Origin of the sequence: Thiohalophilus sp., from assembly GCF_034522235.1 — a bacterium.
Taxonomy (GTDB): Bacteria; Pseudomonadota; Gammaproteobacteria; order UBA6429; family Thiohalophilaceae; genus Thiohalophilus.
This window is the reverse complement of sequence record NZ_JAXHLN010000003.1, coordinates 768,644-794,955: the sequence shown is the minus strand read 5'-3', so window position 1 is coordinate 794,955 and position 26,312 is coordinate 768,644. Positions and strand designations below refer to the sequence as shown.

Sequence of the window (26,312 nt, the reverse complement as noted above, 5' to 3'; positions counted from 1 at the left end):
CAAGGCAAAAGGCAAGACCTGACCCCGTTGGTGGGACCCCGTTGGTGGTTTGGTTAATCATATATCTCAGAGATAGTTATTAGTTATAAGTTCAGAGACACTCATCGGCTTACCTAATAAGTAGCCTTGAGCCATGTCGATACCGATTTTACGCAGGGCGTCGAGTTCGGCTTCCGTTTCTACACCTTCTGCCACGATCTTGCTGCCTACCGCGTGGGCGAAACCCATGAGACCACGCGCCAATTCGCATCTATTGGCGTCGCGGTCGATATTACGGGTGATACTTATATCGAGTTTGATAATATCGGGCTTCAAAGCCAGGATATGACGGAAGCTCGCAAATCCTGCCCCGGCATCGTCTACGGCAAGCCGCACGCCGTAGTTACGCAAAGGAAGCAAGGCATCAACCAGGTCCTCATAACAATCCACCACGGCATGTTCAGTCAATTCAAGCACCAGGCGCCCATCAGGTTGCGTACAGAGTAATTCTGCAATCTGACCATCAAGCAACGTTTGTGGCGAAAGGTTAACGGAAACGTAGTAATGTGGTGAAATTCGCTCCGCTTCGGCAAGCACACGTCGCAAGGCCATGATCTCAAGGTCTGCACCGAGGCCAACCTGAGCCGCCTCGTTAAACCAGACATCGGGTGTTCGTGCCGGTTCGGCCTTGAATCGCGTCAGTGACTCGAAGCCAATCGGCGTATTCGTTATAATATCGTATATTGGCTGAAACACGGGATTCAGCAACTCATTATCAATGACTCGGCTGATACGGTGTTTTATCTCGTTATGTTTGTCTCGTTCTTCCAGGTCCTGTTCAATTTGCTCTGCTGCAACTTCAGAAAAAGCGTGCATCATCGCCAAATCCCGCTCGTTGAGGCTATGGTCAGGATGAGTACTGAAGCAGCAGAATGTACCGTAGATACGGCCATTTTTAAGCCTTATCGGCACGCTGAGATGAGCGCCTATAGGAAAATCCTCAGTTGCCGCCAGTTTCCGTGCCTCCTCGAGATCGTGAGCGTCTTGAATTAACTCAGGCAGGCGCCCCTCGATGACCTGCAGACAATAACTATCTTCTTCTGGATCCGACCCGCCAACCTTAACCCTGTCTTCTCCTTGTTTGGCATCAACATGGCGGAAATATCGTCGGCCATCGACAAGTTCCGATATAAAGGCAACATCCATCTTGAGGTGACGCCGAATAATGGTAAGCAGACGATTGATGAATTCCTTCGATGTGTAATTTTCAGGCTCTCCCGAAATAGCAATCATATCTCTAATCGGGGCGCTCGAAATCTTCGACATATTCCTTACCTTTACTGCATGTTTATGTTTTGCCTAGAAAGCATAGCAGCGGGAATGTCATTTTTATATCTTTTCGGTATTTTTTATCTGCAGTATATGCGTGTAGTTTAGCTGCTGCCTGGCCATACAACAGTAAAAAGATGACAGATTTATTTCAACTCTCATACAAGTAGATAAATAAATCTGCCACCTCTTCCCGAAACGCTTTAATTTTCTCTGGGCCTAAATATCCGGATTTTCGAAGCCGAACCGTTCTCCGGCTTTCCATGCCTCGCGATTATTGCCTTCGTTCGAAATTCCGTCAGACTCCTTGAGCATCCGCGCGAGATGCATGCAATTCCAGGTCATGATCGTCGTATTCCGCTGCGTAAAGTCATTATCGAAACCGGCACGTCCACCGTTTTCCTGCGCATCACCATACGAGAGGCCAGGACCTGCCTCGCCGACCCACCCGCAATCGGCTTGCGGCGGTATGGTATAACCCAGGTGATTTAGCGCGTAGGCAATGGTCATCGCCGTGTGTTTGATTCCATCTTCGTTGCCGGTGATCACGCTGCCTCCGACTTTTCCGTAATAGATCGACTGCCCCTTGTCATTGAGTTCAGCAGACATCGCGTACAGGCGCTCGATCAGAATGCGGCAGATCGAACTTTCCTCCCCCAGCCAAATCGGCGTCCCCACAATCAGAATTTCAGCCGCTTTTACCTTCTCCCAGATCCCGGGCCATTCGTCTGTCTCCCATCCGTACTCTGTCATATCCGGATAGACGCCCGGGGGTATGTCATGTTCGGCCAGATGCAAGTGTTCGACCGACACGCCGTGCTTTGCCATGATCGACGAGGAAACATTAAGGAGTAATCTCGTATGGCTATCCTCTGGCTTCTTCTTGAGCGACGTATTGATGAACAGGGCGTTGAGTTTCGTAGACATCGTCATGAAATATCCTGGGTTGAGATGGATTTGATCGCTTGAATAAATAAGGATGTCGGCGGGATTTATTTTAACCACCGATCATGCTGACTCATATTTTAGCCTCTTTGCCCCCTTTTGCCATTGCTCGCATACCTCAGCGGTAAATTGCCAGCTCCCGCTCCCGCCGCTCGCCATCGCAATCCTCGATATGCTCGACTGTCTCGATGGCCCGGATATATGCCTCCGGCAGCCCGTGTTCCCTGGCGCCGCGAAGCACGTGGGATTTGTACCAGTCCAGGGGTTTCAATCCCGGGTCGATGCGGATGGCGTAGTAGGTGATGGCCTCGACGACGTCCCCGTCGGTCAGACTCACCCGCACGACCTTCTCGGCATAGCCTCGTCCCAGCCCCTCCGCCCTGTCCAGGGCCGGTTTGTCCTGTTCCGAGAGGGTAAACACCACGCCGTGTACGCAATCCGTCTCATCGCCAGTTTCGCAAGCATCGCATTTGGCCGTGTCGTCGTTGTCGCTGATCTTGTGAAATGCCAGCCGGTGGCCTTCCAGGCGGGCGGTATTCAGCTTCGTGGCCGAGGGGGCCCTGGCCTGAATACGCCGGGTTGACATGTTGGAACCGTAGGCGAAGTAATACATCAATCTTTTTTCTCCTTGCCGTACAGGATTATATATTCAAAATCTCACCACCAAGACGCCAAGACACAAAGTTAATATTTATTCTGTCAAAGACTTATTCAGGAAGTGTTTGTAGACAGTTCAACACGGTAAAGGCTTGTAAACATTATTTTTCTTGGTGCCTTGGCGTCTTGGTGGTGAATATCGTGTCCTGGTGGTTAATCACTTACAGGCTGTTGCGTAGCATCAGCTCTTCGGGATAGGGGTTCATGTAATACTGCTGGTCGATGTAGGGCTGGGGATGTCGGCGCAGGTGGTGTTTGAGCAGGGTGATGGGCACGATCAGGGGGACCTGGCCGAGGCGGTATTTTTCCAGGACTTCGAGCAGTTCCTGTTTGTCGTCGCCGTCCAGCGAGTTTTTCAGGTAGCCCATGACATGCATCAGTACGTTGGTATGCCGCTTGCGCGTGGCGGGAATTTTCAGGGCCTGCATCAGGATGTCGATGTAGCTGCCAGCCAGTGAGTGCAGGTGCTCCTTGCCGGCGTCGGCGACCAGCCGGCCCAGGCGGCGGTAGGCGGGTTCGTCGTGGGCCAGCACGTTGAATTTGTGCCGCGAATGGAAGTCGACCAGTGCCGAGGGGCTCAGGCCGGCTTGCAGCAGCTGTTGCCAGCGGTAATAGATAAACACCCGCTCGATAAAATTCTCGCGTAACACGGGGTCCATCAGTCGCCCCTCTTCCTCGAACGGCAGGTTGGGCTGACACTGCATCAGGGTTTCGGCATAGATCCCGCTGCCGGTTTTGGCGGGAACGTTGTTGTGATCGAACACCCGCACCCGCTCCATGCCACAGCTGGGCGAGTCTTTCTTTAGTATATAGCCGGAGATCTGTTGCAGCTGGCCGGCGACCTCGAAGGCGTAGTCGCGCAGCGCCCCGGTCTTGTCCATGGTCGGGTCTTCAATGCCGACCGCGTGCACGCCGTCTTCGCGGCGCACCAGCCGGATCGGCGGGCGCGGGACGCCCATGCCGATGGCCACTTCCGGGCAGTAGGGGACAAATTCAAAGTATTCGCTCAGGTTGTTTAACACGTACACATTGCGCTTGTGCCCGCCGTCGTAACGCACCTCCTGACCCAGCAGGCAGCTGCTGATACCGATACGAATCGTATGCGTCGGATTACGGCTTTTCACTGCCATCAGCGGACGGTTTGCCCAGCAGGTTTTCCCGCAGCATATTCACGAACAGCTCGCCCTGCTCGCGGGCATCGTCCAGGGCGATGTGGTTATGTTCCTGTTCGGAGAACCAGCGGTTGGGCAGATAGGGTTTGCCGCATTCGCGAAACGGCCGCCTGCGCATGCCCATGGCATAGGAGCGCATGTCGATACCGTGCTCGCCGAAAGCGCGACGGTCGGTGAAGCGCATCAGGTACCAGTAGATCCACATGAAGTCCCAGGTGGCGGGCCAGGCGGTGAAGATCGGATTACCGGGCAGCGCGTCAAGCCAGTCGGCGAATTCGGTCATTACCGCTTGTGGCGGACGGGTATTTTCCCGGCAGGCGGCCCAGGCTTCGGGAAAGTGCTGCCACCAGGCTTCCATGCGGTGATGCGCCTCGGCGCCCTCCAGGGTATCCAGATTGGCACTGTAATGGGCGATCTCCTCGCCGGCCTCGTCATAGGCCACCGCGCCGATGCTGAGCATCGAATGGGGACCGGGAATCGGGCCGTCGGCCTCGATATCCACGCTGACATAGATTTCCGGTTTTTTGGCCATGTTGTTGTTAACGGTTAGCGCACAACGCCGTTAATCCTCCACGTCGTCAATATCGAACTGGCCGCTCAGGCGCCGGCGGATGTGCGACCAGGTCATCCCGATCGCCAGCAAGGCGCTGATGACAAACAGGACCATATAGGCGACCGTCTCGAACGAGCCGCGGGGGATCACGCCCCATTCCCTCAGCAACCACAACAGGGCAGCAAACAGCGCCACCACCAGCAGCATTCCGAAACCGCCCAGCGACCCGAGTGTGGCGCGGATAAAGATCGTCCAGCCGATTATCAGCCCGATACCGACAAAAATCTTCAACGCCAGCGGCCCCTGCGCGGTATTGCCCGCCCAGTGGACAAAGGAATAGCCTTCCGGATTATAGGTGCTCATCACCAGTACCAGTGCCGCCAGAAAGCGCCAGCCCACACCGACCCAGGTAATTTCCTTCCTCGCCATGCTTCTCCCCTTTGCTGATCGTCGCCCTGCCGCGCGGCGATTTGATTCCGACCCCGATATTGGAAACAATACACCCTGTTGTTGTCAGAGGTAGTATCAATGAGTATATCAGAACGCGATCAGCAGATTCGACAAACCCACGCACCGCTCATCCAGCAGACGGTCAAGGCCTGTATCAATGCCGAAGAACGCGAGCGGCTGGAGCCGATGCTGCAAATGGCCCGGGAACAGGGCTGGCACGATCTGGTCGGGCGCATCGAGACGATTCTGCAGGGGCAGCGTGACGAAGCGCTGCTGCTGAACCTGGATGAGGAAGATCGGGTGATCATCGAGGCGATCCTGCAGGGGCTGCAAAACCCCGAAACCCTGCCCGATGCCTCGGTCCAGGCCGATGCCACGGTCGCCGCCCCCGGGCTGGCGCACATGATCCACGCGGCCAGCCACGGTGACCAGGAAGCCCTGCAGGCACTGGGTAACATGGCCGAATACATGATCCAGGTGCCCGGTGACATGCGCCAGCTGGGCGGTATTATCAACCACCTGTTACAGGGCGAACGCGATCCGAAGGTACTCTGCAAGGGGATGGGCCCCAGCGGGGAACAGCTGGTGCTGAATATTCTCGATGAACTGAACCAGCTCTCGCCCCAGTAAACGGCGGGAACTGTTCACGCCATGCCCCCCTCCGTCGAAACAGATGCCAGCCCGATCCCCGCTGATGAGCCGATCTCATCAACGCCGCCACGGGGCTACGGCTGGCCCTATCTGTTCACTGAGGTGTTGCGCCACAAGCGGGAACTGATCAAGGCCAACATTATCGCCGTTCTTGCGGTCATGGCCAGTGTACCCATCCCGCTGATGATGCCCCTGCTGGTGGATGAAGTGCTGCTGGAACAACCCGGCCCCCTGGTCGGCGCCATGCAGCAATGGTTCCCGCCAGGCTGGCACGGACCGGTGCTCTATATTCTGTTTATTCTGCTGGTAACAGTGATGCTGCGCCTCGGCTCGATCATGTTGACCGTCTGGCAGACACGGCAGTTCACTCTGGTCGCCAAGGATGTGGTCTATCGCATGCGCCGGGTTTTGTTGCAACGCCTGCAGCGTATCTCCATGGCCGAGTATGAAACACTCGGCAGCGGCACGGTCTCCTCGCACTTTGTCACCGATCTCAATGCCATCGACGAATTTATCGGCCAGTCGGTCAGCAAAACCCTGATCGCAGGACTCTCCCTGATCGGCGTGACCGTGGTGCTGTTATGGCTGCACTGGCAACTGGCCCTGTTTATTCTGTTTCTCAACCCGCTGGTCATTTACTTCACCGTGACCCTGGGCAAGAAAGTCAAAAACCTGAAAAAACACGAGAACAAGGCCTTCGAGGTATTTCAGGAATCGCTGGTGGAAACCCTGGATGCGATTCGCCAGCTCCGTGCCAGCAACCGCGAGCGCCATTATCTCGGCCGCGTGATCGACGCGGCACGGGGGGTCAAAAACCATTCGGCCAATTACTCCTGGAAATCGGACGCCGCCAGCCGGCTCTCGTTCGGCGTCTTTTTACTCGGCTTTGATACCTTCCGCGCCACCGGCATGTTAATGGTCGTGTTCTCGGATCTCAGCATCGGTCAGATGATGGCGGTATTCGGTTATCTGTGGTTCATGATGACACCGGTACAGGAGCTGTTGAATCTCCAATACGCGTTCTATGCTGCCAAGGCGGCACTGACCCGCGTCAACAGCCTGCTCGATCTGCGCCTGGAGCCGCGCTATCCCCATCACGAGAACCCGTTTCGTGATAAAGCCACCACCGGGATCCGCCTGGACGATATCAACTTCGCCTATGGCGATAACGAACCGGTCCTGCGTCATGTATCGCTGGATATCAAACCCGGCGAAAAGGTTGCCCTGGTCGGTGCCAGTGGCGGCGGCAAGTCGACCCTGGTGCAGGTGGTACTGGGCATTTATCCCTTTGACAGCGGCATGCTCTATTTCGATGGCGTGCCCATAACCCGCATCGGCCTCGATGTGGTGCGCGAGAATGTGGTGACGGTGCTGCAACATCCGGCCATGTTCAACGACACGGTGCGCCATAACCTGACCCTGGGTGAGTCACTGAATGATGAACAATTATGGCAGGCACTGGGCATCGCCCAGCTTGCCGAGACGGTGGCACAACTGCCACGGCAACTGGACACCCTGATCGGCCGCCAGGGCGTGCGCCTCTCCGGCGGTCAGCAACAACGCCTCGCCATTGCCCGCATGATCCTGGCCGATCCCAAAATCGTTATCCTGGATGAAGCTACCTCAGCGCTTGATACCGAAACCGAAGCCCGGGTTCATCGGGCCCTGCATGACACGTTGCGGGATCGCACCACCCTGATCATCGCCCACCGGCTCAGCGCGGTACGCCAGGCCGATCGGGTCTATGTGTTCGAGGACGGGCATATCATCGAACACGGTTCGCACGACGAGTTGATCGAAGCCGGCGGGCTGTATCAACGGCTATACGGAAAACAGGCATAAAATCGGAGTTGGCAGTTGGAAGAGAAATTTTAAATGATGAATTTTGAATGTTGAATTTAAACCCGGCAGCGTAGACCGGGATTCGTCACATAGGCTTCGCCAATGTGACCTACGGCTGAATAGTGAGTCTGTAGGAGCGCCCCACGGGCGCGACTGCCGAATCTGGCACCGTCGCGGTCAAAGCCCGCTCCCACAGGGATTGTGTCGAGAGTTGGCAGTTGGCAGTTGGCAGTTGGCAGTTGGCAGTTGGCAGTTGGCAGTTGGCAGAGAAATTTTAAATGATGAATTTTGAATGTTGAATTTAAACCCGGCAGCGTAGACCGGGATTCGTCACATAGGCTTCGCCAATGTGACCTACGGCTGAATAGTGAGTCTGTAGGAGCGCCCCACGGGCGCGACTGCCGAATCTGGCACCGTCGCGGTCGAAGCCCGCTCCCACAGGGATTGTGTAGAGAGTTGGCAGTTTTTACCACGAAGACACGAAGTCTCGAAGTATATCAATTTTTTCTTCGTGCCTTCGTGCCTTCGTGGTGAAGCTCTTATAAAAATCCAGCCTAACGAATATAACGCAGGAAGTTTTCCAGGTGTTGTTCGATAAACTTCTGCCGATCCCAGCGCTGGGAGGAGAGCAGGCGGCTTTTCTCATCCGGAATCACGTAAGCCAGTGCTGCCAGTTCCCGACCGTCGTCAAGCTGGACCGTGACCTCGCGCTTTTCGTAGCAGGTGTCCTCATAGTGATCGATTTTTTTATGCGCCGCTGCATCCAGATCGGGGTATAACGTCCCCTGAAGTGATTCCCCCGGCATCGCGACAATACCGGGATAGACTTCGCCCTGCAGGCGGTAACGGGCATAGCCGGGTAACTTCGCCGCTAACCCTGTGATTTTCCGGCCGGTAATTGCCGCAAAGACCTCCGGCAGTTCGAGGGTTCCGTAAGTAAACAGATGCGCGGACATAAAATAACCTTTTCAACCACTTTGCGGATAACACCTCAATTTTAAGGTAATCCACCGAGAAGTTTCTGCTTATCTGTGCCCATGCCGATAGCGCGCAGGTGCTGGACAAGTACCTGCGCGAGCGGATCGGTCTGCGCAGTGCGGTGTTTCATGAATATCTGTCCATTATCGAACGCGATCGGGCCGCCGCCTATTTTACCGATCCGGAACAGGGTGCCCGGCTGCTGGTCTGCTCGGAGATCGGCAGCGAGGGTCGCAATTTTCAGTTTGCCCATCACCTGCTGATGTTTGATCTGCCGGGCCATCCCGATCTGCTCGAGCAGCGTATCGGCCGGCTGGATCGGATCGGCCAGACGCAGCCGGTGCTGGATGCAGCACGGGTTCTGATCGTCGGTTGACCCGAACGCCGGATTTGACGAACATGCAATCGACAACTATAAATTATAGATTGTCAACTCAATGAACTGGAGACAAGGTATGCACTCTCATCGTCGCGGCGAGCAGGGCGCCGTTCCGTTTCGCAGCGGGCGGTTTTTCAATATCGATTCAAACTGGTATTTCTCCTGCCGGGAAGGCCGGGATCAGGGACCGTTTGACAGTCGGGATGACGCCGAAGCCGCTCTGACGCTCTATATTCGGGATATCAACACCCTGGATCAGCGCCTCTACAACTGATCCCGGGTAACGGACCCTCAGGCAGGACTAGGGGATAGCCAGGGAACGGCTTCGCCCGTGCCTCCCCTCTTCAGCCAGTGCCGCAATTCGGCCTCCGGGAGGGGTTTGCAGATATAATAGCCCTGCGCCAGATCGCAACGCAGAATCTCCAGCAAGTCATAGGCATCGCGATCCTCGACCCCCTCGGCAATCACCTGGCGCCCCATGTTATGCGCCAGATCGATCGTGGTCCGGACAATCACCGCATCATTGTCATCACGGGTCATGTCACGAACGAAGGATTTATCGATCTTGATTTCATCCGCCGGAATCTGTTTGAGATAGGCCAAAGAGGAATAACCGGTCCCGAAATCGTCGATCGCCAGACTCACCCCCATTTCATGTAACTGCTCAATCACCATCCGGACACTGCGCGAATCGGTCATCACGCTGCTTTCGGTAATTTCCAGAAACAGTCTGGCCGGATTGATCCGATAGCGCTCAATCAGGCTGCGCAGCTTTTCCGGCAACAAGGCATCCTGAATGTCATGCATCGACAGATTCACACTCATACGCAGTTCGATATCATCATCCCGCCACTGCGCCATCTGCTGAATCGCCGCCTGGAGTATATACTGTGACAATGGACGCATCAGATTCGATTGCACCGCCAGAGGAATGAATTCACCGGGCATGACCATGCCCAGCTCGGCATGCTGCCAGCGGGCCAGCGCCTCGACGCCCCAGACATTTTTGCGTCCCAGATCGACGATTGGCTGATAATGCAGTGTAATCTCGTGATTATCCATTGCATCACGCAGGTTACACAGCATATTCAAACGTTCGCTGGTGTATTGATCCGCGCTGGCATCATAAAAAGCATATCCCGTTCCGCTTTCCTTGGCCTGGTACATGGCAACATCGGCATGCTGGATCAGAATATCGGCCGAGGCGCCGTCATCCGGGTAGCGAGCCACCCCGATACTCAGGCCGATGGGTATCTGCCGCCGATCCACCTCAAACGGTTCACGCATGAACTGTACGATGCTCAGGGCCACCGTATTGGCGGTTTTTTCATCCGCACCCGGTAACAGCACGGCAAATTCATCACCACCGAGGCGCACAAAGGTATCGGTTACTCGCAGTATTTTCTTGATACGGGTGGCAACATACTGGATCAGTTTATCGCCGGCCTGATGCCCCATGGAGTCGTTTATTTCCTTGAATTGATTCAGGTCCATCATCAACACAGCGAACTCAAAATGCTGACGATCATTTTCCTTGATCAGGCCGTCCACTTTCTCATACAGAAAATTGCGGTTCGGCAGGCCGGTCAATTGATCATGGTAGGCATAATGCAGCTCAAGTGCGGAGATACGGCGAATATACTCGATACTGGAAAGACTGCTTCGGGTAATCAACAGCACAAACAGGCTGCCGCCAAAAAACACTGCGGTGACCAGCATTTCAGCCAGCCCCGGGACTGACAGCCGGCTCAGCATCACCAGCTGGGCAATATAGCCGGCAATAAATAACATCACCAGCGCAAAGATGAAGTTCCAGGTGAGGTCGGTACACTCTTTTTCCTGGCAGATCTTTCTGACGGGTTGTAACGAGGTGAGCAATAACCCCAGGCCGACAACCATCAGGGAGATCGTTATGTACTTCAGTACCATGACCCCACCTTTTAATGATGCCCACAAAAAACCAGGCAAAAATGAATAATTAATATGCCAAGCGCGCAACCCCGATTGCAGCGTCTTAGATACTTATATTTATTACACGACAGAAAAGCTCAAAAGGTTCCCTGTGGTACCTGATGATCTGCTCAAAAATCGGGCAGCCACTGTTTTAGAAGTATTCAAATAAACCGGATCAAATAACTTATCCTCTCACAAGGTTATTGTTACCGCATCCATCACGCCGACACAAGCCCGACAAATACTAACGGACAGGGGGTGATTAATTTTTCACCGAAAATGGAGTTCTTAGTACTTAGTTCTGAGTGCTGAGTTCAGACAGACGTAATCACGGGCATTGAATCGCGCTGTATGAGGCCGCAGCCCAGTGGCGTATTCATGCAGGAAAATGTCCCGCATGGGAAGAATCTACAGATAATACCCTGCTCCAGCCAGAATATTCCCGTACTGTACAATAAGCTTGCATTACGCCATATAACCTCATATATTTCCCGTACGGGAATAAGGATAGAGAGATGAGCAAAAAATCAGTACATTATGGCGTCGTACACACGGCTTGCGAGATTGGTGCCGTGGCCCGGGCACACCGCAAAGCTCAGGGTGTCACGATTAATACTGTCTCTGGCCTTGGAAACATCAATCCCCGTTTCTTATCTGAATTCGAGCGTGGTAAGGAGACGGCTGAGCTGGGAAAGGTCTTAAAGGCGCTGCAGACCCTGGGCCTGGAAGTCATTATTCGTCCCCGCGGATCCGGGCAAGCCGACCCCGGTACCGTCGGAGATCCGGCAGATGATTGATCCCGATGCATTGCATGTCTGGCACAACCAAGACCTGGTCGGGTACCTCTGGCGGAATCAGTTTGGCTACCTGGGATTTCGCTACGCGACAGACTGGATTGGCCGTGGTGGGTTTCCCGTCTCTCAGTCACTGCACTTGAGGGAAGAACCGCATACCCCCGAATCGGGCAAAGCTCATCATTTTTTTGCCAACCTCCTACCGGAGGGCAATGTCCGGGCACATATTGTTCGGGATCTGAAGATCGCAGATAGCGATTTTGATTTGTTACGCGCGATCGGTGGTGAGTGTGCCGGCGCCTTGTCAATCCTGGCGGATGACCAGGATCCCACTTCGGATTATCATTATCGTCGGCTCGATGAGGCTCAACTGGAGAAGCTCATTCTGCGCCGTGGACAAATCTACGCGGGGGAATCAGAAGAGGATCGTCCCCGACTCTCGCTGGCCGGCGCCCAGGACAAGTGTCCGGTACTATTGCGCGATGACCAGTTTTACCTACCCCAGGAAAACGCCCCCTCCAGTCACATTTTCAAATTCGAAATCACCGACTACCGCCACCTTCCGGCGTATGAAGTCTTCACGAGCTGGTTAGCCCATGCTGTCGGCCTACCTGTCGTAGAGCTTTCCCTGCAGCATGCCCTCAACACCCATTATGCCCTGATTACCCGTTATGACCGCTATTTCGGGACGGACGACAAGGTACACCGCTATCACCAGGAGGATTTCTGTCAGGCTTTGGGCTACAGCGCGGCGCACAAGTATCAGGATGGCCAGGGCCCAACTTTTGCTCAGTGCTTGAGTCTCCTGCGCAAGGTTTCAACCGAACCGGCTGTGGATACGCTGAACCTGCTGCGCTGGCAGATTTTCAATGTCCTGGCCGGCAATTCCGATGGCCATGCGAAAAATCTTTCACTGCTCTATGACAATGCGGGACAAACCCGCCTGGCACCGTTCTACGACCTGGTATGCACTCGGGCCATTGAGCGGGTCGATACCCGCCTTGGTTTCTTCGTCGCGAAAGAACGCTTACCGAGCCGCATCGCTGAGGCGCACTGGCAGGCCTTTGCGAAAGACTGCGATGTCCGGCCCAAATTTTTACTCTCCCTCGTCGAGGAATTGCAATCGGCTCTGTGCGAACAAATTGAACCGGTTCGTCAGGAATTCGAGATGGCTTTCGGTGAATACCCAGCGCTTCAGCGAGTTGAACAAGTCATTAAAAAGCGCTGCACCTAGTCTCCCTTGATCCGCGCATGCCGGGGGCCTACCCTATTCTTCAAGACTGCTCACCCAACCTGCCACCGGGTTAAACTGGTATGTCGTACTTTTGACTTTAGGATACACCTCATTGTACTAAGAAAAATAGAATCAGACTCACAACTACTCTTTAGAGAAATAAATTTCGATGTAGCAGATTTTGAAAATTACACATATCAATATCAAGAATCACCGTACGCGATGCTCAATAAAAGTTAAATATTATGGCTCTTCCCCAATTGTAGTGGGTTTGCCAGGTTAAATCGATGATGGATGAAACGACGTTATATGAAAAGATCCTGGGGATCTCCTCGCCCTGGTTTGTTAGCGGCATCAAATTCATTGAACCGGACAAGACGGTCGAGGTTCATGTTGAGCTCGACGCGGATACACCATTGCATTGCCCGGCCTGTAGCAGGTCAACACCGCGCTACGACAAGCGCCGGCGTCGTTAGCGTCACCTGGATACCTGCCAGTTCAAAACGCAGGTTGAGGCCGATGTTCCGCGTGTCCAATGTCCTGCACGTGGCCGATGACCGCCGTGGCGCGAGCCTCAATGACTTCTATGGCCCGCTGAGCGACGCCCAAAAGGCGCAAATTCAGAGCATTTCGATGGACATGTGGCCAGCTTATATCCGTGCCACCCTCGAACATATCCCCGACGCCGAAGACAAAATCGCCTTCGATAAATTCCACGTCAACCGGCATCTCAACCAGGCCGTCGACGCGGTGCGCAAACAAGAGCACCGGCAACGCATGAAACAGGGCGATGCGACATTAAAGGGCACCAATGCCCGGGCGGAGAGTATTAACAGCAAAATCAAAATGCTCAAAGACAAGGCGCGCGGCTTTCGAAATCGGGCGCGATTTAAAACCGCCATCCTGTTTCATTTTGGTGGCCTATCGCTAATGCCCGAAAAATACGAAATGGGAACCCACTACAATAGGTGAAGACCCTCGAAAATAATCACACATATTCTGTGTTGCATTCTCAGGGCCGCTAATTCTTGACTTCCCTGGCGCAGGCCCTATAATTTCTTGTACGGCAGATTGCCGTACACTAACCTTAATGATTTAGAGTCTATGCCAATGGCACATGAAAGAACCGAGCGTATTGAAATGCGCGTCGAGGCTGAATTAAAGACCCTCGCCGAACGGGCTACCGCTGTCTCCGGTTATGCCTCAATGACAGATTATATCGTCAGCCTGATCCGGGAAAACGCCCCGAAGACACTGGAACAGCACTCTGTCATGACGATACCCAATACGGATTTTGACCGCTTCATGGCGATCTGCAACGAGACCGAGCAACGCCCCAGCACCCGTATCATGCAAGCAGCCAAACGACTGGATGACGAGGGGTACAATTGAGCTTCGCCGAGTCTTTCACCCCACTCGACTCGAAGCTCCACAACGTCAAGGGATTTTCCTGCGGCAAAGCAACCCTTGACGATTTTATCAGCCGGTATGCCGCCAAAAATATGAAACTTGGCGTCAGCAATACATGGGTACTGACCGTCCAACAAAATAAACCCTCCGGCAAAGCCCCGATAGCCGCTTATTACACCCTGACCCCTTCCGCTGTTAAGCCTGAAGTGATTCCTTTCGACAAAAAACTCCCCAACTACCCCGTTCCTGTGATCCTGCTTGCCCGGCTCGCTGTTGATCAGAAATATTCCGGTCAGGGATTGGGCGAAAAGACCCTTATCACAGCACTCAGGAAATCCGTGGATATCACCACGACCGGGCTCAACGCTGTCGGCGTCATTATCGATGTCCTCGATGAGGACGCTCTGAATTTCTACAACCATTTCGATTTATTTTCGCCTTTCACCGACAACCCTATGCGGTTGTTCGCCCCGATATCTGTCCTCAAACAGATTTAAAGCCGAGCCAAGCGTGAATCGCCCCGGGTTTTGAGGAGGCTATATATCTTTATTGGAGCAGGGAACGGGTCATATCTTACGTTAAAAGCAACTTAGCATATTTGGCATGGTCACGAGATGGTCACGAGATGGTCACGAGATGGTCACGAGATGGTCACGAGATGGTCACGACGCATTTTCGGGCTGTTTTCAGGCAGCCCGAAAAGATCGCGATTTGGGAATATGGTGGCAATGGGTGGATTCGAACCACCGGCCCCATCATTATGAGTGATGTGCTCTAACCAACTGAGCTACATTGCCTTTTTACAAATTCGGAATTTGTGAACGGGTCAATTATAACAAAAAATTATTGACCCCGTCAGAGAACAGTCCGACTGGATTCTCTGCTTCCTTCCGGCGATGACCCGTTCCTTATGAGTGATGTGCTCTAACCAGCTGAGCTACGTAGCCATATATCTTGCCGGCCCGGACGGGCCCACGGGAGCCGCGCATTGTCGGCATTTGTGGCCGGGATGTCAAGCCAGCCTTGCTCGTCCGAGGGCCATTCGGCTCAAAATCTTCAAATAAAATCAGTCAGTTGCCAGCTTCAGACATTGAAGCGAAAGTGCATCACGTCCCCGTCCTGGACGATGTACTCCTTGCCTTCCAGGCGCAGCCGGCCGGCTTCCTTGGCGCCGGCCTCGCCGTTGTATTTGACGAACTCCTCGTAGCTGGTGACTTCGGCGCGGATAAAACCTTTCTGAAAATCGGTATGGATCACCCCGGCGGCCTGCGGTGCGGTGGCGCCGACCCTGACGGTCCAGCCGCGGACTTCTTTCTCGCCGGCGGTAAAATAGCTCTGCAGCCCCAGCAATTCATAACCGGCGCGGATCACCCGGTTCAGGCCCGGCTCTTCCAGCCCCATTTCACTCAGAAAGTCGGCCATTTCGGCCTCATCCAGTTCGGCGATCTCCGCCTCGATGGCGGCGCAAACCGGCACCACGGGCGCCCCTTCGGCCGCCGCGTGCTCGCGCACCTTGTCCAGCAGGGGATTGTTCTCGAACCCGTCGTCGTTGACGTTGGCGATATACATGGTGGGCTTGATGCTAAGCAGGAACAGATCCCGGATCAGTTTCTTTTGCTCCTCATCCAGATCCAGCGCCCGAACCGGCTTGCCCTCATCCAGCGCGGCTTTGACTTTCTCGAGGACCGCGACTTTTGCTTTGGCTTCCTTGTCGCCGGATTTGGCCATCTTGCCCAGTCGGTTCAGGGCCTTTTCCACCGACTCCATGTCGGCCAGCGCCAGTTCGGTATTGATGATCTCGATATCGTTGATCGGATCGACCTTGCCGGCCACGTGCACCACATCATCGTTCTCGAAACAGCGCACCACATGCGCGATGGCATCGGTCTCGCGAATATTGGCCAGAAACTTGTTGCCCAGCCCTTCCCCCTTGGAGGCGCCTTCCACCAGGCCGGCGATATCAACAAACTCCATGGTAGTGGGCAGCACTTTTTGCGGCTTGACGATCTCCGCCAGTTTATCCAGCCGCGGATCCGGTACCGGCACGACGCCCACATTGGGATCGATAGTGCAAAACGGATAGTTCTCCGCCTGAATTCCCGCCCTGGTCAGCGCATTGAACAACGTCGACTTGCCGACGTTGGGCAGACCGACAATACCGCACTTGAATCCCATATTCGTTCCTGTTCTGATGAAATTATTTAACGCAGAGGCGCAAAGGCATGAACCAATTTTGAATTTTAAGTTTTGAATTATGAATTAAAGCCCGTGACCTTAATTCATAATTTAAAATTCAACATTCAACATTCAACATTCAACATTCAACATTCAACATTGTCTCCCTGCGCCTTTGCGTTGGGTTTTCTAGCTTCGATGAAGTTCGTTCATCGCTTTGGGCAGTTCGCCGTCGAGCACTTCCGGCAGGACTTTCAGGGCCGCGTCGATGGCGTTCTCGATGGCGATCTTATCGTCCTTGCCGGCCTTTTTCAGTACATGGCCAGTGACCCGGCTTTTATCACCGGGATGGCCGATGCCGATGCGCAGACGCTGAAAGCCGTTGCCCCCCATCTTGCTGATAATGTCGCGCAGGCCGTTATGGCCGCCGTGGCCGCCGCCCTGTTTGAGTCGGGCCGTCCCGGGTGGCAGATCCAGGTCATCGTGAACAACAAGGATATTCTCTGTGCCGATTTTGAAAAAACGGGCCAGGGCCTGTACGGCCTGACCGCTGAGATTCATGTAGGTCACCGGTTTCAGCAACCAGACATCCTGACCGGCATGGCTGAACCTGGCGACCTCGCCATGAAATTTTTTTTCGGGTTTGAAAATGGCGTGATGCTGGCGGGCGACCGCGTCCACAAACCAGAAACCGGCGTTGTGCGGTGTGCCCTCATATTCGGGCCCGGGATTTCCCAGGCCAACAATCAGTTGCACACGTGCAGACAACGCCGGTTACCAGAGTCCGTTGATGCGAAGAAAAAGAGTTAGCTTTCTTCGCCGCCGGTGGCTTCAGTGGCTTCTTCGCCGCCCTCTTCACCACCTTCTTCTTCCTCTTCCTTGGCAGCGCGCGGCAGATGAATACCCACAACCGGCTGGTCATGCTCTTCACCGTGCATCAGTTCCACCAATTCAACGCCTTCCGGCAGTTTGAGATCGGTCAGATGAACGGTATCTTCCAAATCCAGGTTACCCAGATCCAGTTCGATGTACTCGGGCAGGTTCCTGGGCAGACAGGACACTTCCACATCGGTAATGTTATGGGTAATTACCCCGCCTTCCTTGACGCCCGGGCACTTCTCTTCATTCATAAAGTGCAACGGCACTTGCACACGAATCGCTTCGTTGGCGCTGACGCGTTGCAGATCCATATGCAGGATATAGGGCTTGCCGGGATGACGCTGCAGGTCCTTGATAATGGCCTGATCTTTGTCCTTACCCAGCTCGATGGTCAGGATCGAGGAGAAGAACGCTTCATTCTTTAACGAGTTGACCAGGTCGTCATGATCCAGTGCCAACATCACCGGGTCCTTGCCGGCGCCGTACATGACGGCCGGTACTCGGCCCGTGCGACGCAGGCGGCGGCTCGCACCTTTGCCCTGATCGCTGCGGGGTTCTGCTTGCAATACAAAATCACTCATGGTGAATCTCCTGTTACATAGTGCGCAAAATGCGCGATGCCGTCCCCGCGACCAGAGACGGCGTTGCCCGCCGGTAAAAAGGCGGGATCGTCAGCAGTCAGTCGACAAACAGACTGCTGACCGATTCTTCGCTGCTGATACGACGGATGGTCTCCGCCAGCAACTCGGCGATACTCAGCTGCCGAACATTCGGACACTTGCTGGCGGCGGGCGACAACGGAATGGTGTCGGTCACCACCAGCTCGTCCAGCGCCGAGTGAGTAATGTTATCCACCGCCGGGCCGGACAATACCGGGTGGGTGCAGTACGCGACCACCTTGCGTGCCCCGTGTTCCTTGAGCGCGTTGGCCGCCTTGCACAGCGTGCCGGCGGTATCCACCAGATCGTCGACAATGATGCAGGTGCGATCCCGCACATCGCCGATAATGTTCATCACCCGCGCTTCGTTGGCGCGCGGCCGGCGCTTGTCGATAATCGCCAGGTCCGCGTCGTCCAGTCGCTTGGCCAGGGCCCGGGCGCGAACCACGCCGCCCACATCGGGCGAGACCACCATCAGATTCGGATACTTCTGACGCCAGACATCGCCCAGCAAAATCGGCGAGGCATAGACATTGTCCACCGGGATGTTGAAAAAGCCCTGGATCTGATCGGCATGCAGATCCACGGTCAGTACCCGGTCGGTCCCGGCCGCGCTGATCATGTCAGCCACCACCTTGGCGGTGATCGGCACCCGCGCCGAACGCGGCCGGCGATCCTGGCGCGCGTAACCGAAGTACGGAATCACGGCAGTGATACGCGCGGCCGAGGAACGGCGCAGCGCATCGACCATGACCAGCAGTTCCATCAAATTGTCGTTCGACGGACGGCAGGTGGGCTGGACGATGAAAATGTCCTTGCCGCGGACATTTTCCATGATCTCCACCATGACCTCGTCGTCGCTGAACTTGCCCACCAGCGCCTTGCCCAGCGGCATGCTCAGACGCGCGGTAATGTCCTGCGCCAGTTGCGGGTTGGCATTGCCCGCGAAGATCATCATGCTGCGCTCGGCGGCACGGTTCCCGGGGAGATCCAGTTCTGGTCGATTGTTTAGCATCATTTCGCCTGGCGTGGCAGCTTGAAAAACATGTGAACCCTGCAGAACGCTTATCCTGCCTTGTCTTGACCCGTTATCGCCTTGCGATGATCTCACTTGTTAACCGACCATCGCAAAATTAATGGCTGGGGTGGCAGGATTACTCGGCGCTTCCCTGCGCCTCGCCCCTTCGGGGCCCGTGTCGCTGTGCTCCCCGGTTCAAATTTGTTCCGGACAAATTTGTCGAACCTTTTACGGTTCTCATCCTGCCTCGCCTCAGCGTCGTTAGTTCAATACCGGACGCTGTCGATCAGCCTTGCTCACATTTATGGCTGGGGTGGCAGGATTACTCGGCGCTTCCCTGCGCCTCGCCCCTTCGGGGCCCGTGTCGCTGTGCTCCCCGGTTCAAATTTGTTCCGGACAAATTTGTCGAACCTTTTACGGTTCTCATCCTGCCTCGCCTCAGCGTCGTTAGTTCAATACCGGACGCTGTCGATCAGCCTTGCTCACATTTATGGCTGGGGTGGCAGGATTACTCGGCGCTTCCCTGCGCCTCGCCCCTTCGGGGCCCGTGTCGCTGTGCTCCCCGGTTCAAATTTGTTCCGGACAAATTTGTCGAACCTTTTACGGTTCTCATCCTGCCTCGCCTCAGCGTCGTTAGTTCAATACCGGACGCTGTCGATCAGCCTTGCTCACATTTATGGCTGGGGTGGCAGGATTCGAACCTGCGCATGCTGGAATCAAAATCCAGTGCCTTACCGCTTGGCTACACCCCAAATAATAGTTCTCAGTCCTAAGTACCAAGTACCAAGTACTAAGAACTTAGCACTCAGTACTGTATTAAAGGTGATTCGTTGACGCCCCGGGCCACGAATCCCTGCCAGTTTTTGGCCAGTTGCTGCCAGGCGGCGTTGGCGGCCGCCTCGCTTTCGAATGCCGCGAAGACGCAGGCGCCGGTGCCGGTCAGGCGGGCCGGAGCCAGGGCGTCGAGCGCCTCCAGAGCCGCGGCTACTTCAGGGTAGCGGGCGCGGACCGGCGCTTCACAGACGTTGCCCCATTGCGGACTTTCGGGCGCGGCCAGAAAGTCGCGTATTGTAATGGGTGGGCAATCCCGCCGCAAATGCGAATCAGAGAAAATCGCCGCTGTTGAGACAGTTACCGGCGGAATCAATACCAGATACCAGCGCTTTGGCAGATCCAGCGACTGCAATTGCTCGCCGACACCCTCGGCCCAGGCGCTGTGGCCGCGCACGAAGACCGGCACGTCGGCCCCCAGTTGCGCGCCCAGTTCCGCCAGTTCGTCCTCCCCCAGCCGGGTAGCCCACAGGTGGTTGAGCGCCACCAGCGTGGTGGCGGCGTTGGAGCTGCCGCCGCCCAGCCCCCCGCCCATCGGCAGGCGCTTATCGACACGGATATCCACGCCAGTCTCGACGCCGCCGGCCTCCTGCAAGAGGCGCGCCGCACGCACCACCAGATCCTGCCCGGCCGGCACACCCGCCAGCTCCGTCACCCGATGGATCGCCCCGTCATCACGCAGGGAAAATGCCAGCCGGTCGCCGTAATCGAGCAACTGGAAGACCGTCTGCAACAGATGATAGCCGTCATCCCGGCGGCCGGTGATATGCAAAAACAGGTTCAGCTTGGCCGGGGCCGGCCACCACCCAGGATCGGTCAATGCGGATCCGCGCATGCTCAGGCTCCCGGTGGCAACAGGCGCAGCCGCTGCGGCCCAATCAGTTCGTAATCGGGCACGCGCAGGTTCTGCTGGTCGGCCACGCCCGTCTCCCGCAACAGGCGCCCGGCCAGATCGAAACGCGCCCCATGGCAGGGATCGACCCATTGCCGTCGGAGGGCGTCCAGCCGCACCCGGCAGCCGCGCCGGCTCTCGTAGGGCAAAAAGACAAACACTTCGGGATGGCGCGAGCGCCAGGCGGGATTGAGATCCGCCGGCTGACGGCTGCGCCGGGAATCGGGATCCCGCAACTCACCCGGCGCCCGCGCCGCCAGTTGCGCGATCGTCCCGGGCCGCCGGCGATAGATCCAGACCCGCTTCCCGGAGGGCCACTCAACGGCCTGATACTCGCCCGGGGCAATCGCCGACCAGTCCACTTCGAGGCGCCAGGGATCCGCGGCTGTCTGCTGACCGCCGCCTCCGACACCGATACTGGCGATCAGCACCGTCGCCAGGGCGCCGAGTCCCGCGAGGAACAGCAGTTTGACGGCAACAGAAAGATAGAGGCGGCGCGCGGAAGAAGTCATCGGGTGAATTATGGCAGCTGCCAGTCATCCACCACCAGCTTGACCTGCAGATCGTCTTTATCCACCCAGAGGCGATCCGGCAGTACCACCTGCCCGAGCCGGGTATAGCGCCGGAAGTTGACATACCAGCTGCCCTGCTGCACCGAGGCCAGGCGGTCCCGCTCATCGCGGCGCGGCTGCTGTTGATCCTGCTGCGGATCGGTCAGTCCCAGGATCCAGTAGCGCAGGCCGCTTACCGGCATCTTCACCCCGGTATGTTCATAGAGCAGGCTTTCCGGATCGCGGGCGTAATAGGTCCGCCGGTGGGAGTCGACCAGCCGGACACCTTGCGCATCGCCTTCCAGTTGCACCCGACCGCTGCCGAACGGTCCCCACAACTCGATGTGGTATTCATCATCCTGCTGGCGCCAGATCACGTTCAGATGCCAGGCTTCGGTGCCGTTAATAATGGCCACCCGGCCTTTTACCCGCCAGCTGTCGAGCGCGTCGAGCTGTTGTTGACGCGCCTCCCGGTCTGGCGGCGGACCGCGATCCGCCGGCGGCGCGGCACACCCGGCCAGCCAGAGGCCGGTGGCCAACACAAGCCAGTACCTCATCGGGTCAGCCGCTCGATCACGTTGAGCAGCAGCGGGTGCTCGGGCGCCTCGCGCAGGGCCTCGTCCCAGACCTTGCGGGCATCCGCCCGGCGGCCAGTAACCCATAACACTTCGCCCAGGTGTGCGGCGATCTCGCCGTCCTTGAGCTTGTCGAAGGCCCGTTGCAAATAGTCCAGCGCCCTGGCGTGCTCGCCCTTGCGGTAATAGGCCCAGCCCATGCTGTCGATAATCGCCGGTTCATCGGGCCTGATCTTGTAGGCGCGGCGGATATAGCCGAAGCCCTCGTCGATGCGATCGGTGGCATCCACCAGGGTATAACCCAGGGCGTTGAGCGCCTCGGCATTATTGGGTTCGTTGTCAACGATGCGTTGCAAATCGGCGAGGGCCTGTTCCAGGTTTTCCAGCTTCTCGGCGGTCAGGGCCCGGGCATACAACAAGCGGCTGTTATCGGGCATCTGCTCCAGTGCGGCGCTGTACAGCTGATAGGCCTGTTCATATTCGCGGGCATTGCGCAGCAGCTCGCCTTCGGCCAGATAGAAGCGCAGTTCATCGTCCAGGTTGTCGGTGCGGGCCGCTTGCAGATGCTCGCGCCCCGCCGTCAGACCGTCCCGTTCGACCAGAATCCCGGCGGCGCGGATTCGGGCATCCACATAGTGCTTGCCGTCGTCGATCATGGTGTAGAAATCGAGCGCCAGTTCGGTCTCGTCCTGCATCTCGGCCGTCTGGCCCAGATAATAGCGCGCCTCGTTAACCCGCTGTTTTTGCGCAATCAACTGCTTGAAACTGGCCTCGGCCTGTTGGAAATCCTCCAGCTGCAGGGCCAGTAGCCCCTGCGCGTAGAGCGCATCGGCATTACCGGGCTGATGTACCAGCACGGTGTTAAATTCGCGGCGGGCCGCATCGAACTGCTGTTCATCAACCAGCTTGCGGGCCAGGAACATTCGTAGCGCCACATTCTGCGGCCGTCTGTCCAGCTCCGCCTGCAACAACCGGATCAAGCGTTTGGTCTCTCCCCGGCGAAGCAGGATATTGGCCCGCAGCAGGTGCGCCTCGGACCAGTCCGGGCGCGCGGCCAAGGCCCGTTCGACGGCCTGTTCGGCCTGATCCAGGTCGTCTACCAGCAGGGCCAGGTGGGCCAGCGCGTACTGGGCATCGGGGTTGTCCTGCCGATCAGCCACCAGTTTGCGCATGGTTTCCAGGGCCGCCTGCTGGTCTTTTTCCTTGCTCAACAGCGTGGTAATCAGCATATAACGCTGACGCTCCCCTTCCCCGTTGCCCAGGCTCAACAACGCCTCGAAATGCGGCATGGCCTCCTCCCCCCGGCTGGCACGTACCAGCAACGCGGCCAGCACCTGGCGCGCCTCAGGGTTGTCAGGATCCAGCCGCACCCATTTTTCGGCCGCCTGCAGGGCCCGCGCATCATCCCGCGCATAGACGGCGATGCGCGCCGCCCGCTCGGCGATACGCGGATCCTCGGTATGTTCAGCCGCCTTGCTGTAGCCCTCCACGGCCACATCCATGCGGTTGCGCTGCAAGGCGATCTCCGCCGCCAGCAGGTAATAGAGCACTTCACCGGACAACGAGGCTGTCGGCGGCAACGCGGCGTCGGGATCGGGTGTGGCGGCAGGCTCACTGGTCAGCGGCCCTGTTTCGGGGGTATCATCCTGCGCCTTTGGCGGCGCAGGTGACTGGCAGGCGCTCACAAACACCGCCAAGCACATAATAAATATAAGATTTTTCATCAAAATACCGTTACAACCTGGACTTGATTCTGATCATTGTAGATGACATGGGAAACCACTATAACCAACTTTCGCCGGTTTGACGCTGATATAATATAGAATGTTGGGTGAGAGACTCGACAAATCAAGCAACAACCGGCATCACGAGACGGATACGCAGGCATACGACGCGTGGCATTACTGGCATTTGGCATCAACCACAAGACCGCCCCGGTGGATATCCGGGAGAAGGTCTCGTTCGCCCCCGAAAAGCTGGAGGAAGCACTGCGCGATCTACAATCCCGCGGCGCGGTGAACGAATGCGCCATCGTCTCCACCTGCAACCGCACCGAACTGTATTGCGGTTTTGACGAGAACCAGAGCAACGTCGAGAACATCCTGCACTGGTTCCGCGAATACCATCACCTCGACGCCGACGAGGTCGAGCCCTATCTCTATACCCATCTGGACAACCTGGCCGTGCAGCATTTGCTGCGCGTGGCCAGCGGACTCGACTCGCTGGTCCTGGGCGAGCCGCAGATCCTGGGCCAGATCAAAGACGCCTACAACACCGCCAGCCACGCCGGCGCCATCGGCCGCCAGCTCAACCGCCTGTTCCAGCATACGTTTTCCGTCGCCAAGCAGGTGCGCACCGACACCGCCATCGGTGCCAGCCCGGTCTCGGTCGCCTTTGCCGCGGTCAACCTGGGCAAGCGGATCTTCTCCGACCTGGGCAAACACACCGCCATGCTGGTCGGCGCCGGCGACACCATCGAACTGGTGGCGCGGCATCTGCAGGAACAGGGCATCAAAAAGATCATCGTCGCCAACCGCACCGTCGAACGCGCCCACTCACTGGCCGAGGGCTTCGGCGGCGAGGCGATCACCCTCTCCGACATGCCGGCACGGCTAGTCGAGGCCGACATCATCATCTCCTCCACCGCCAGCCAGTTGCCGATCCTGGGCAAGGGCGCGGTGGAACGGGCAGTGAAAAAACGCAAACACCGCCCCATGTTCATGGTCGATATTGCTGTACCGCGCGACATCGAACCGGAAGTGGGCGAACTGGCCGACATCTATCTCTACACCGTGGACGATCTCCACGATGTGATCGAGGAGGGCCGCCAGTCACGCCAGGAAGCGGCCCGCCAGGCCGAGGAGATCATCGACAACCAGGTCGAACACTTCATGGGCTGGCTGCGCTCGCTCGAAGCGGTGGACACCATCCGCAGCTTCCGCGAACAGGCCGATCATATTCGTGACGAGGCGCTGCAAAACGCCGAACGCCAGCTCGCCGCCGGCAAGAATCCGCAAGAAGTCATGCAGGAACTGGCCCGCACCCTGACCAACAAACTCATCCACAACCCCTCGGTCCGGATGAACCAGGCCGCCTTCGAAGGCCGCAAGGATCTGCTCGATACCGCCCGCCATCTGCTCGGCATCAAAGACGACGAAGCGTAACCCCGTAGTCTGATGAAAGCCTCCATCCAAGCCAAGTTGGAAAACCTGGTCGATCGCCTCGAGGAAATCAACGCCCTGCTGGCCGATCCCGGCGTGATCAATGATCAGAACCAGTTCCGCAACCTGTCGCGCGAATACGCCCAGGTCAACCCGATCGTCGCTGTCTTCAAACAGTACCAGGATACCGTCGGCGAGATCGACGAAGCGCGCGCCATGCTCGAAGACGCCGACGGCGAGATGCGCGAAATGGCCGGGGAAGAACTGCACAACGCCGAACAGCGCATGCAAGCATTGGAAGACGAACTGCAAACGCTGATGCTGCCGCGCGATCCCAACGACGACAAGAACCTCTTTCTGGAAATCCGCGCCGGCACCGGCGGCGACGAGGCGGCGATCTTCGCCGGCGATCTGTTTCGCATGTACTCGCGCTATGCCGAACGCCAGGGCTGGAAGCTGGAGATCCTGAGCGAAAGCGAAGGCGAGCACGGCGGGTATAAAGAGATCATCGCCCGCATCGCCGGCAACGGCGCCTATTCCCACCTGAAGTTCGAATCCGGCGTGCATCGCGTGCAACGGGTTCCCGAAACCGAATCCCAGGGCCGCATCCACACCTCGGCCTGCACCGTGGCGGTCATGCCCGAAGCCGATGATGTCGAGCAGGTCGACATCAACCCGGCCGATCTCAAGATCGACACCTTCCGCGCCTCCGGCGCCGGCGGCCAGCACATCAACAAGACCGACTCGGCCATCCGCCTCACCCACCTGCCCAGCGGCATCGTGGTCGAATGCCAGGAAGAACGCTCGCAACACAAAAACCGCGCCAGGGCCATGTCGTTGTTGCAGGCCAAGCTGCAGCAGATCGAAGTCGACAAACAGCAAAGCGAACAGGCCCAGACCCGTAAATCATTAGTCGGCAGCGGCGATCGCTCCGAACGCATCCGCACCTACAACTTCCCCCAGGGCCGCATCACCGATCACCGCATCAACCTCACCCTCTACAAACTCGAGGAAGTCATGCAAGGCAACCTCGATGAAATCATCAACGCCCTCAGCGACGAACACCAGGCCGATCTGCTGGCGGCGATGGCAGAAGAATAAAGCCTCTTTTCTTGTCCTCTGGTAAATAACGCAGAGGTCGCGGAGGCGCAAAGACGCAGAGAAAAAACGACTCTATTTCTCCTCGTAACTCGCCCCTGGTCCCTTGATACTCGCCCAGCCAGAATCAAGGCTAAATTCCGAATT

At 56.7% G+C, this 26,312-nt stretch carries 28 protein-coding genes, 2 tRNA genes and 1 pseudogene; 13 read left to right on the top strand and 18 right to left on the bottom strand.

Annotation, left to right across the window (positions count from 1 at the left end):
* Positions 1-66: 66 nt before the first annotated feature.
* The 6 genes from U5J94_RS06815 to U5J94_RS06790 form a co-directional block, all read right to left on the bottom strand.
* Positions 67-1,305 carry an EAL domain-containing protein gene (locus tag U5J94_RS06815; RefSeq protein WP_322564886.1) on the bottom strand — a complete coding sequence of 413 codons (1,239 nt, stop codon included), beginning with the start codon at positions 1,303-1,305 and terminating at the stop codon, positions 67-69.
* Positions 1,306-1,527: 222 nt separating this feature from the next.
* Positions 1,528-2,241, bottom strand: a complete 714-nt coding sequence (locus U5J94_RS06810; protein WP_322564885.1) for a flavodoxin family protein — start codon at positions 2,239-2,241, stop codon at positions 1,528-1,530.
* A 130-nt stretch (positions 2,242-2,371) separates the two neighbouring features.
* Entirely contained in the window at positions 2,372-2,866 is a 495-nt protein-coding gene (locus U5J94_RS06805) for a gamma-glutamylcyclotransferase family protein (protein WP_322566472.1), read from the bottom strand.
* A 205-nt stretch (positions 2,867-3,071) separates the two neighbouring features.
* Positions 3,072-4,040, bottom strand: coding sequence for a DUF523 and DUF1722 domain-containing protein (locus U5J94_RS06800; RefSeq protein ID WP_322564884.1), 969 nt, complete (start codon positions 4,038-4,040; stop codon positions 3,072-3,074).
* Complete coding sequence (locus U5J94_RS06795; protein WP_322564883.1) at positions 4,021-4,614, bottom strand: hypothetical protein; 594 nt, start codon at positions 4,612-4,614, stop codon at positions 4,021-4,023. The genes U5J94_RS06800 and U5J94_RS06795 overlap by 20 nt, the downstream gene beginning before the upstream one ends.
* Before the next feature lie 30 nt (positions 4,615-4,644).
* The gene (locus U5J94_RS06790; RefSeq protein WP_322564882.1) at positions 4,645-5,064 is read right to left on the bottom strand and encodes a DUF6524 family protein; all 420 of its coding nucleotides are present in this window, start codon (positions 5,062-5,064) and stop codon (positions 4,645-4,647) included.
* A gap of 99 nt (positions 5,065-5,163) precedes the next feature.
* On the opposite strand from U5J94_RS06790, the gene U5J94_RS06785 reads away from it, so the two are divergent.
* Together U5J94_RS06785 and U5J94_RS06780 are read left to right on the top strand one after the other, a co-directional pair.
* Complete coding sequence (locus U5J94_RS06785; protein WP_322564881.1) at positions 5,164-5,715, top strand: hypothetical protein; 552 nt, start codon at positions 5,164-5,166, stop codon at positions 5,713-5,715.
* A 21-nt stretch (positions 5,716-5,736) separates the two neighbouring features.
* A complete protein-coding gene (locus tag U5J94_RS06780) occupies positions 5,737-7,578 on the top strand; it encodes an ABC transporter ATP-binding protein (protein WP_322564880.1) in 1,842 nt (613 codons plus the stop codon).
* Between the two features lie 554 nt (positions 7,579-8,132).
* Here the strand turns inward: U5J94_RS06780 and U5J94_RS06775 are convergent.
* Positions 8,133-8,534 carry a gamma-glutamylcyclotransferase family protein gene (locus U5J94_RS06775; protein WP_322564879.1) on the bottom strand — a complete coding sequence of 134 codons (402 nt, stop codon included), beginning with the start codon at positions 8,532-8,534 and terminating at the stop codon, positions 8,133-8,135.
* Between the two features lie 59 nt (positions 8,535-8,593).
* Between U5J94_RS06775 and U5J94_RS06770 the strand changes: the two are divergent.
* Positions 8,594-8,899, top strand: a pseudogene (locus U5J94_RS06770) (helicase-related protein); the annotation flags it as partial.
* 112 nt (positions 8,900-9,011) lie between these two features.
* Complete coding sequence (locus tag U5J94_RS06765; RefSeq protein ID WP_322564878.1) at positions 9,012-9,209, top strand: DUF6316 family protein; 198 nt, start codon at positions 9,012-9,014, stop codon at positions 9,207-9,209.
* A 17-nt stretch (positions 9,210-9,226) separates the two neighbouring features.
* Here the strand turns inward: U5J94_RS06765 and U5J94_RS06760 are convergent, their stop codons facing one another.
* Positions 9,227-10,864, bottom strand: coding sequence for a putative bifunctional diguanylate cyclase/phosphodiesterase (locus tag U5J94_RS06760; protein WP_322564877.1), 1,638 nt, complete (start codon positions 10,862-10,864; stop codon positions 9,227-9,229).
* A 539-nt stretch (positions 10,865-11,403) separates the two neighbouring features.
* Here U5J94_RS06760 and U5J94_RS06755 point away from each other — a divergent pair.
* The 7 genes from U5J94_RS06755 to U5J94_RS06735 all read left to right on the top strand — a co-directional run bounded on the left by U5J94_RS06755 (position 11,404) and on the right by U5J94_RS06735 (position 14,823).
* On the top strand, positions 11,404-11,685 hold the full coding sequence (locus U5J94_RS06755; RefSeq protein WP_322564876.1) for a hypothetical protein: 282 nt from the start codon (positions 11,404-11,406) through the stop codon (positions 11,683-11,685).
* Positions 11,678-12,916 (top strand): type II toxin-antitoxin system HipA family toxin, encoded by a 1,239-nt coding sequence (locus U5J94_RS06750; protein WP_322564875.1) that lies wholly within the window; start codon positions 11,678-11,680, stop codon positions 12,914-12,916. The genes U5J94_RS06755 and U5J94_RS06750 overlap by 8 nt, the downstream gene beginning before the upstream one ends.
* Positions 12,917-13,203: 287 nt before the next feature.
* Entirely contained in the window at positions 13,204-13,392 is a 189-nt protein-coding gene (locus U5J94_RS15275) for a hypothetical protein (RefSeq protein WP_416224157.1), read from the top strand.
* 6 nt (positions 13,393-13,398) lie between these two features.
* The gene (locus U5J94_RS15270; RefSeq protein WP_416224200.1) at positions 13,399-13,473 is read left to right on the top strand and encodes a hypothetical protein; all 75 of its coding nucleotides are present in this window, start codon (positions 13,399-13,401) and stop codon (positions 13,471-13,473) included.
* Positions 13,445-13,888 (top strand): ISL3 family transposase, encoded by a 444-nt coding sequence (locus U5J94_RS06745; RefSeq protein ID WP_416224199.1) that lies wholly within the window; start codon positions 13,445-13,447, stop codon positions 13,886-13,888. Before U5J94_RS15270 ends, U5J94_RS06745 begins: the two co-directional genes overlap by 29 nt.
* Before the next feature lie 138 nt (positions 13,889-14,026).
* A complete protein-coding gene (locus U5J94_RS06740; RefSeq protein ID WP_322564874.1) occupies positions 14,027-14,308 on the top strand; it encodes a DUF1778 domain-containing protein in 282 nt (93 codons plus the stop codon).
* Positions 14,305-14,823, top strand: coding sequence for a GNAT family N-acetyltransferase (locus tag U5J94_RS06735; RefSeq protein ID WP_322564873.1), 519 nt, complete (start codon positions 14,305-14,307; stop codon positions 14,821-14,823). The genes U5J94_RS06740 and U5J94_RS06735 overlap by 4 nt, the downstream gene beginning before the upstream one ends.
* Positions 14,824-15,046: 223 nt before the next feature.
* On the opposite strand, the gene U5J94_RS06730 is transcribed toward U5J94_RS06735, so the two are convergent.
* The 10 genes from U5J94_RS06730 to U5J94_RS06685 all read right to left on the bottom strand — a co-directional run bounded on the left by U5J94_RS06730 (position 15,047) and on the right by U5J94_RS06685 (position 23,630).
* Positions 15,047-15,123 (bottom strand) — tRNA-Met (locus U5J94_RS06730).
* Positions 15,124-15,409: 286 nt separating this feature from the next.
* A complete protein-coding gene (gene ychF, locus U5J94_RS06725) occupies positions 15,410-16,501 on the bottom strand; it encodes a redox-regulated ATPase YchF (RefSeq protein WP_322564872.1) in 1,092 nt (363 codons plus the stop codon).
* A 189-nt stretch (positions 16,502-16,690) separates the two neighbouring features.
* Positions 16,691-17,257, bottom strand: a complete 567-nt coding sequence (gene pth / locus U5J94_RS06720) for an aminoacyl-tRNA hydrolase (RefSeq protein WP_322564871.1) — start codon at positions 17,255-17,257, stop codon at positions 16,691-16,693.
* 50 nt (positions 17,258-17,307) lie between these two features.
* Positions 17,308-17,961 carry a 50S ribosomal protein L25/general stress protein Ctc gene (locus U5J94_RS06715; protein WP_322564870.1) on the bottom strand — a complete coding sequence of 218 codons (654 nt, stop codon included), beginning with the start codon at positions 17,959-17,961 and terminating at the stop codon, positions 17,308-17,310.
* A 97-nt stretch (positions 17,962-18,058) separates the two neighbouring features.
* Positions 18,059-18,997: a ribose-phosphate diphosphokinase gene (locus U5J94_RS06710; protein ID WP_322566471.1), complete on the bottom strand. Its 939-nt coding sequence runs from the start codon at positions 18,995-18,997 to the stop codon at positions 18,059-18,061.
* 737 nt (positions 18,998-19,734) lie between these two features.
* Positions 19,735-19,809: transfer RNA gene (locus U5J94_RS06705), tRNA-Gln, on the bottom strand.
* A gap of 53 nt (positions 19,810-19,862) precedes the next feature.
* Entirely contained in the window at positions 19,863-20,723 is an 861-nt protein-coding gene (gene ispE, locus U5J94_RS06700) for a 4-(cytidine 5'-diphospho)-2-C-methyl-D-erythritol kinase (RefSeq protein ID WP_322564869.1), read from the bottom strand.
* A 2-nt stretch (positions 20,724-20,725) separates the two neighbouring features.
* Entirely contained in the window at positions 20,726-21,292 is a 567-nt protein-coding gene (locus U5J94_RS06695; RefSeq protein ID WP_322564868.1) for a hypothetical protein, read from the bottom strand.
* Positions 21,293-21,300: 8 nt separating this feature from the next.
* A complete protein-coding gene (lolB, locus tag U5J94_RS06690) occupies positions 21,301-21,888 on the bottom strand; it encodes a lipoprotein insertase outer membrane protein LolB (protein WP_322564867.1) in 588 nt (195 codons plus the stop codon).
* Positions 21,885-23,630: a tetratricopeptide repeat protein gene (locus U5J94_RS06685; protein ID WP_322564866.1), complete on the bottom strand. Its 1,746-nt coding sequence runs from the start codon at positions 23,628-23,630 to the stop codon at positions 21,885-21,887. The genes lolB and U5J94_RS06685 overlap by 4 nt, the downstream gene beginning before the upstream one ends.
* A gap of 171 nt (positions 23,631-23,801) precedes the next feature.
* Here U5J94_RS06685 and hemA point away from each other — a divergent pair, with 171 nt between their 5' ends.
* Positions 23,802-25,070, top strand: a complete 1,269-nt coding sequence (gene hemA / locus U5J94_RS06680) for a glutamyl-tRNA reductase (RefSeq protein ID WP_322564865.1) — start codon at positions 23,802-23,804, stop codon at positions 25,068-25,070.
* A gap of 12 nt (positions 25,071-25,082) precedes the next feature.
* Entirely contained in the window at positions 25,083-26,168 is a 1,086-nt protein-coding gene (prfA, locus tag U5J94_RS06675; protein ID WP_322564864.1) for a peptide chain release factor 1, read from the top strand.
* Positions 26,169-26,312: the final 144 nt, after the last annotated feature.

Excerpts from the sequence above, each read along its gene's own strand:
- U5J94_RS06815 (WP_322564886.1), bottom strand. The coding sequence starts at position 1,305 with ATGTCGAAGATTTCGAGCGCCCCGATTAGAGATATGATTGCTATTTCG.
- U5J94_RS06810 (WP_322564885.1), bottom strand. The coding sequence starts at position 2,241 with ATGACGATGTCTACGAAACTCAACGCCCTGTTCATCAATACGTCGCTC.
- U5J94_RS06805 (WP_322566472.1), bottom strand. The coding sequence starts at position 2,866 with ATGTATTACTTCGCCTACGGTTCCAACATGTCAACCCGGCGTATTCAG.
- U5J94_RS06800 (WP_322564884.1), bottom strand. The coding sequence starts at position 4,040 with ATGGCAGTGAAAAGCCGTAATCCGACGCATACGATTCGTATCGGTATC.
- U5J94_RS06795 (WP_322564883.1), bottom strand. The coding sequence starts at position 4,614 with ATGGCCAAAAAACCGGAAATCTATGTCAGCGTGGATATCGAGGCCGAC.
- U5J94_RS06790 (WP_322564882.1), bottom strand. The coding sequence starts at position 5,064 with ATGGCGAGGAAGGAAATTACCTGGGTCGGTGTGGGCTGGCGCTTTCTG.
- U5J94_RS06785 (WP_322564881.1), top strand. The coding sequence starts at position 5,164 with ATGAGTATATCAGAACGCGATCAGCAGATTCGACAAACCCACGCACCG.
- U5J94_RS06780 (WP_322564880.1), top strand. The coding sequence starts at position 5,737 with ATGCCCCCCTCCGTCGAAACAGATGCCAGCCCGATCCCCGCTGATGAG.
- U5J94_RS06775 (WP_322564879.1), bottom strand. The coding sequence starts at position 8,534 with ATGTCCGCGCATCTGTTTACTTACGGAACCCTCGAACTGCCGGAGGTC.
- U5J94_RS06765 (WP_322564878.1), top strand. The coding sequence starts at position 9,012 with ATGCACTCTCATCGTCGCGGCGAGCAGGGCGCCGTTCCGTTTCGCAGC.
- U5J94_RS06760 (WP_322564877.1), bottom strand. The coding sequence starts at position 10,864 with ATGGTACTGAAGTACATAACGATCTCCCTGATGGTTGTCGGCCTGGGG.
- U5J94_RS06755 (WP_322564876.1), top strand. The coding sequence starts at position 11,404 with ATGAGCAAAAAATCAGTACATTATGGCGTCGTACACACGGCTTGCGAG.
- U5J94_RS06750 (WP_322564875.1), top strand. The coding sequence starts at position 11,678 with ATGATTGATCCCGATGCATTGCATGTCTGGCACAACCAAGACCTGGTC.
- U5J94_RS15275 (WP_416224157.1), top strand. The coding sequence starts at position 13,204 with ATGATGGATGAAACGACGTTATATGAAAAGATCCTGGGGATCTCCTCG.
- U5J94_RS06740 (WP_322564874.1), top strand. The coding sequence starts at position 14,027 with ATGGCACATGAAAGAACCGAGCGTATTGAAATGCGCGTCGAGGCTGAA.
- ychF (WP_322564872.1), bottom strand. The coding sequence starts at position 16,501 with ATGGGATTCAAGTGCGGTATTGTCGGTCTGCCCAACGTCGGCAAGTCG.
- U5J94_RS06715 (WP_322564870.1), bottom strand. The coding sequence starts at position 17,961 with ATGAGTGATTTTGTATTGCAAGCAGAACCCCGCAGCGATCAGGGCAAA.
- U5J94_RS06710 (WP_322566471.1), bottom strand. The coding sequence starts at position 18,997 with ATGATGATCTTCGCGGGCAATGCCAACCCGCAACTGGCGCAGGACATT.
- ispE (WP_322564869.1), bottom strand. The coding sequence starts at position 20,723 with ATGCGCGGATCCGCATTGACCGATCCTGGGTGGTGGCCGGCCCCGGCC.
- U5J94_RS06695 (WP_322564868.1), bottom strand. The coding sequence starts at position 21,292 with ATGACTTCTTCCGCGCGCCGCCTCTATCTTTCTGTTGCCGTCAAACTG.
- lolB (WP_322564867.1), bottom strand. The coding sequence starts at position 21,888 with ATGAGGTACTGGCTTGTGTTGGCCACCGGCCTCTGGCTGGCCGGGTGT.
- U5J94_RS06685 (WP_322564866.1), bottom strand. The coding sequence starts at position 23,630 with ATGAAAAATCTTATATTTATTATGTGCTTGGCGGTGTTTGTGAGCGCC.
- prfA (WP_322564864.1), top strand. The coding sequence starts at position 25,083 with ATGAAAGCCTCCATCCAAGCCAAGTTGGAAAACCTGGTCGATCGCCTC.